Annotated in this window: 1 pseudogene; it reads right to left on the bottom strand. The window is 43.8% G+C overall.

Annotated features, from left to right (window positions below):
* Positions 1-108: 108 nt before the first annotated feature.
* A pseudogene (locus tag ACFINO_RS10935) lies at positions 109-633 on the bottom strand (phage portal protein); the annotation flags it as partial.

Raw genomic sequence — 633 nt, 5'->3', positions numbered from 1 at the left:
TCATAAGTGCCAGCATCAAAAGAGCTCTCATCATCAAAGACCGGTGCTCCAACTCTGTAATCTTCATTCATAGCTTCATTCATTTCTGCATTCATTCTTTCACCTTTCTCAACTATGCATACCTCTGTGTAATGCTATTCGCTCTCGCATAATCTGATTGTGTGCCTGATCATTGAGAAGCTTCTGCCGTTCAATCTCATAGCGTTGCTTCATCAGTTCTGCGTCTGTTTTTGCTCTCTCTTGATGCACAAAAAGATCAATCTGCTTTTGTTGCAAATCCATCTGATGCATCTGTGCTTTCGTCTCTAAGTCTTGTTGCTTTTCCTGCAACTTCATTTCCTGCTCGGGATCCATCTGCTGTTGTTGTGCCATTTGTTGCTGTTGGAACTTCTCACTGACACGATTGAGTAATGACGCAGGCAAGGGTGAGTAACGAAGTAGATCAAGCATAATATCCGGCGTAATGGCATTTTGAAGCAATGGGAGCAGCTGTGTGATGATACCGAAGGTGCGCTCTTTCTCATTCGGGCTGGTTGGCGCATCATCAACTACAATATCATACTCGACACTCGTTACTTCTTCACGCGTCAATGGAATATATTGCGCATTCTCCTCACCAGATATCCGTACCAA

The organism is Bartonella sp. AA83SXKL, from assembly GCF_042196965.1.
GTDB lineage: Bacteria > Pseudomonadota > Alphaproteobacteria > Rhizobiales > Rhizobiaceae > Bartonella.
The sequence above is the reverse complement of the archived record's forward strand: the minus strand, read 5'-3'. Positions and strand labels throughout refer to the sequence as shown.